We start from the raw sequence: 3,665 nt of genomic DNA on the forward strand, positions 1-3,665 counted from the left end.
GCCGGGGCGTATGGCATGTTTCTTTTTTTCAGAAATGGGGTGGAAAAGTTCCCCCCGCAAGGCAGGTGGTTGCGCGGGATTTTATCTTTTTCGCGGCAGATTTTTTCCGGAGATTTTTGAAGGGGATTTTCAGTTTTTGAAAAAATCCCATAAGATGGTTTCGAGAGCTTTGAAATCCATACTCGAAGGGCTCGCGGACTTGCAGTTTTGCACCGCGAGCCCTTCTTTTTCTGGCGGGCGGGTTGCCTCGATAAAAGCCGCCGTCCGGTAAAATCTTCTTTCCCGGGGCCTGAAAATTCATCCGGTTTCCGCAGGGGCCGGCTGGGCGGGAAAGTCTTTGAGCAAGCGGTTGCAAGTTTGGATAAATTCTTCGATGCGGGAGATTTCCCGCAGGGACAGGAGATCTTTATGGGCGAGGATGGTGTCGCAGCCCTGTTTGGTTTTCATGATGATATTGAGGGCCTCCGAGGTGGGCAGGACGGTGTTGCCGGTAATTTTTAGAAAAAGGGTTTCCATTGGGGCGAACTCAGGGTTTTGCCCGTGGTCGAGCAAGGTTTGAAGGCGCTGCCTGGAGGTGTCGATTTGAAGGATTTCCGGCGGGGTGCCCGGGAGATCGGGCGGGGCGTGGAGGCGGAGATTTTGTTTGAAATCCTCCCAGATGGGGGCCGGGTCGAGCTGGAGCAAGGCGGCGAGTTCGTGGATGCAGTTTATGACCAGGGTATGGAAAGGGGAGGCGGCGAGCCAGCTGGTGATTTGGGAGACGATGTTTTGGATTTGTTGGGGTGCCGCGGGATTTTGTTGAAGCTGCTGGAGATGCCGGACGGCGAATTCCACCGGGGACAAGGAGTCTTGGTGGAGTTTTTGGAGGATGCCGGCCGCGATTTCCTTATGGAGACCGCGGAAGAGCGTGTCGGGGTCACTCCGGTTGAGCCGGGCGAAGCGCATGTCGAGGCATGACTTGAGGCAAAGCGGCACGAGTTTGAAGGCGGCATTGAGGCCGGGGGCATCGCCGTCGAAAAGGCACAGGATGCCCCGGGGCAGGGAGGCGAGCAGGCGGACCTGTTCCTCGGAGATTTCGGTGCCTTGGGCGGCGAAGGTGTGTTTGAAACCGAGTGAGGAGCAGCGGATGGCATCGAGGTTGCCCTCGACCAGAATGTGGCGCAGGTAGTCCGGCGGCGGATTTTTCAAGGCCTCGTGCCAGTTGTACAGATAGGATTTTTTATTATAAATGGGGGTATTGGAGGAGGTGATATATTTGGCCTCGCAATGGGACGGGTTGTCCTGAGCGCCGGGGATGACGCGGCCGATGAAAGCGCAGACGCGCCCTTGGGCGTCGGGCAGGGGCAGCATCAACCGGCCGGACCAGCGGAGCATTCCGGGAGCGCCGGGGGCTTTTGTTTTATAGAACAGGCCGGAGGCGCCGGCGGTTTCTGCTCCGAATCTTTCCACGATCAAGTTCCATGGTTCGAGGGAAAGGTTGTGGGGGGCGAAGCCGAAACCGCGGGCGCGGATGGTTTCCAAGCTGAAATTCCTGGATTTGCGGATATAATCGCGGGCGGGCCGGTTTTCCGGGCGGTTGATTTGTTCCTTGAACCAGGACTGGAGGATTTCATGGGTCTCGAACAGCCGGGAGCGGAGGCTTTTTGGGGTGTCGCCGGACAGCCCGTTTTCGAATTCGACCGGGAGGCCGGCGGATTGGGCGGCGATTTCGACGGCCTCTTGGAATCCGGTGTTTTCGAGGGCCATGATCAGCTCGACGGCATCGCCGGCCTTGCCGCAGCCGAAGCATTTGAAATTTCCCCGGCTCGGGGAAACCTTGAAGGAGGGATGGGTTTCCTGATGGTCGGGGAACGGGCAGCGGCCCCACCAGTCGGCGCCCTTTTGGGACATTTTGGTGTAGCGACTGGCGATGGTGGCGATGTCCGCTGCGGATTTTAAAGTTTGAAGAAATTCCTTTTTGATTTTGGCCATGGGCGGTTTGGCATGCGGGCCTGCGAAGGGGATGGAGATTACTCGCGGGTTATTTTTTCGTGGCCGGGGCTGAATCCGCCGGTGATGATTCTGAATTATTTTCAGTTCGCCGGGTTTTGGATTGTTTGGGCCAGGGGAAGGATTTCCGCGTCCCAAGTTTGGGGATTGTGGAGCAGGGCGCGGGCGCTTTTGGCCTGTTGCCAGCGCTGGAGGGCTTGCCGGGCGGCGCTGACGGACGGGTAGGATTGGCGGGCTTCCTGAAGTTGCGGGTCGGCGTCAGGGTTTTTTGGATACCAGCGGATTGAGCAAGGCAGTGGTTGATGGCGGGAGTGAAGCATGGCAAGGATGAGGACGGGACAACCCCGCGCTCCAGTGAGTTGGTCGCGCGGGTTTGCCGGAGCAGCTTCAGTGTGCCTTTTTGAGGCTGTTGCCCTGGTAGGCGGGGTCTTTTTTCAGTTTGATGGTGTTGAGGTCACCGATTTTGATCAGTTGCGCGGATGTGGTGGTTTTGGCGGGCTTCATGGGCATGGGGTTGTATGGTTTTTGTTGTTTCCGGTTGAAACGCCGGGGCTTCTTCCGGGGTGGTTTGTTGATGTGGTTTTGGGCGTCCGTTTTCGCGGCTTATATTTCTGGCCGCGTGGAACTATCCGCGGGGGAAGACGAGGGATGGGGGAAAGGCGCGGGATGCCCGGGAAACGCCCTTGGACGGGAAAGAGGGGCCTAAAAAAATCCCCGGCGAAACGGCGGGGATTTTTTTGTTCGGGGTAGGGGGCAGATCGCTCAGCCGAAGGGAGTGGGCATGGGCACGCCGATCATGTTCGTGCTTTTATAGGAGAGATTGCCGCTGGCGGTGACGGTGATTTTGCCCATCCGGGTGACTTGTTTTTTTTGTCCGATGCAGAAAAGCGTGTAGGTTCCCGGAGATACGGTGAGGTTCCATGTGACGGTGCCGTGGAGGGGCTCCAACTCCGGGTCTGCATCGGAGGAGGGAGGCGCGTTTTTGACGCTTCCCATTTTTATATTTTTGAGCGTGCCGAAAGTCGAGGAAAAGTCGGGATATTTATAATATAGATAGTAGATGCCGCCGGAGCCCATGAGGACGGCATAGGGAGCGCAGGGGGCATTTTTTTCGGGGCCGATGACGTCGATACCCGCGTTGAGGACGATTTCCAGGTTGCGGAACAGTTTTTTGGGATTCGGGTCGGGCGGAACGATGATAGGCGTGCCCATGGGATTGTTGAGATAGCAACCCTCCGGGAGCGGCAGGTTGAATTGTCCCCACAGGGAGAGGCTTCCGAGCAGCAGCAGGCAGATTGTTTTTTTCATGCCCTTGGTTATGGCATGTTTTTTCCCGGGGAAAACATTGTCTCTTTTTTCGCCGTGGAAATCGTTTTACGCCGTGGCTCCGAAAAATACGGTGAAATCGTACGAAACGCTCCGATGGTGCGTTCCGCGCGCTTCGCTTTCAGGAGCCGGTTTGGAATGCGATTTCACCGGGGCGGGTGCTTTCGAGAGTGCCTTCCATGTGAAAATTCTGAGGCTGTGGCATCGAATTTCACCGCGCCTGTGCCTGATAATACAGGTGCCTTCTGGCATGAACGGCGCCATTGATGGTGATTTCGGCGCCATTTTTCCGGCGGCACAGACTTTTGGCCCGTGCCGCCCGTTGGTTCGGTTTTCATGACGGCCTTCGT

The 3,665-nt window shown here is 57.0% G+C and carries 5 protein-coding genes; 1 reads left to right on the top strand and 4 read right to left on the bottom strand.

Going from position 1 to position 3,665, the window contains the following annotated elements; translation table 11 throughout:
• Positions 1 to 28 precede the first annotated feature (28 nt).
• The 4 genes from OH491_RS24350 to OH491_RS24365 all read right to left on the bottom strand — a co-directional run bounded on the left by OH491_RS24350 (position 29) and on the right by OH491_RS24365 (position 3,297).
• On the bottom strand, positions 29 to 301 hold the full coding sequence (locus OH491_RS24350; protein ID WP_145928519.1) for a hypothetical protein: 273 nt from the start codon (positions 299 to 301) through the stop codon (positions 29 to 31).
• The gene (locus tag OH491_RS24355) at positions 298 to 1,971 is read right to left on the bottom strand and encodes a DNA primase (RefSeq protein ID WP_068768622.1); all 1,674 of its coding nucleotides are present in this window, start codon (positions 1,969 to 1,971) and stop codon (positions 298 to 300) included. The genes OH491_RS24350 and OH491_RS24355 overlap by 4 nt, the downstream gene beginning before the upstream one ends.
• A gap of 101 nt (positions 1,972 to 2,072) precedes the next feature.
• On the bottom strand, positions 2,073 to 2,309 hold the full coding sequence (locus OH491_RS24360) for a hypothetical protein (protein WP_068768621.1): 237 nt from the start codon (positions 2,307 to 2,309) through the stop codon (positions 2,073 to 2,075).
• A gap of 442 nt (positions 2,310 to 2,751) precedes the next feature.
• The gene (locus OH491_RS24365) at positions 2,752 to 3,297 is read right to left on the bottom strand and encodes a hypothetical protein (RefSeq protein ID WP_068768620.1); all 546 of its coding nucleotides are present in this window, start codon (positions 3,295 to 3,297) and stop codon (positions 2,752 to 2,754) included.
• Here OH491_RS24365 and OH491_RS24370 point away from each other — a divergent pair.
• On the top strand, positions 3,296 to 3,655 hold the full coding sequence (locus tag OH491_RS24370; RefSeq protein WP_145928518.1) for a hypothetical protein: 360 nt from the start codon (positions 3,296 to 3,298) through the stop codon (positions 3,653 to 3,655). The two genes, OH491_RS24365 and OH491_RS24370, sit on opposite strands and share 2 nt — an antisense overlap.
• The last annotated feature ends 10 nt before the right edge of the window (positions 3,656 to 3,665 follow it).

This window comes from Termitidicoccus mucosus (assembly GCF_038725785.1).
Lineage (GTDB): Bacteria > Verrucomicrobiota > Verrucomicrobiia > Opitutales > Opitutaceae > Termitidicoccus > Termitidicoccus mucosus.

Bases quoted from the DNA above. Each gene is read 5' to 3' on its own strand.
- OH491_RS24350 (WP_145928519.1), bottom strand. From the start codon at position 301: ATGAATTTTCAGGCCCCGGGAAAGAAGATTTTACCGGACGGCGGCTTT.
- OH491_RS24370 (WP_145928518.1), top strand. From the start codon at position 3,296: ATGCCCTTGGTTATGGCATGTTTTTTCCCGGGGAAAACATTGTCTCTT.
- OH491_RS24360 (WP_068768621.1), bottom strand. From the start codon at position 2,309: ATGCTTCACTCCCGCCATCAACCACTGCCTTGCTCAATCCGCTGGTAT.
- OH491_RS24365 (WP_068768620.1), bottom strand. From the start codon at position 3,297: ATGAAAAAAACAATCTGCCTGCTGCTGCTCGGAAGCCTCTCCCTGTGG.
- OH491_RS24355 (WP_068768622.1), bottom strand. From the start codon at position 1,971: ATGGCCAAAATCAAAAAGGAATTTCTTCAAACTTTAAAATCCGCAGCG.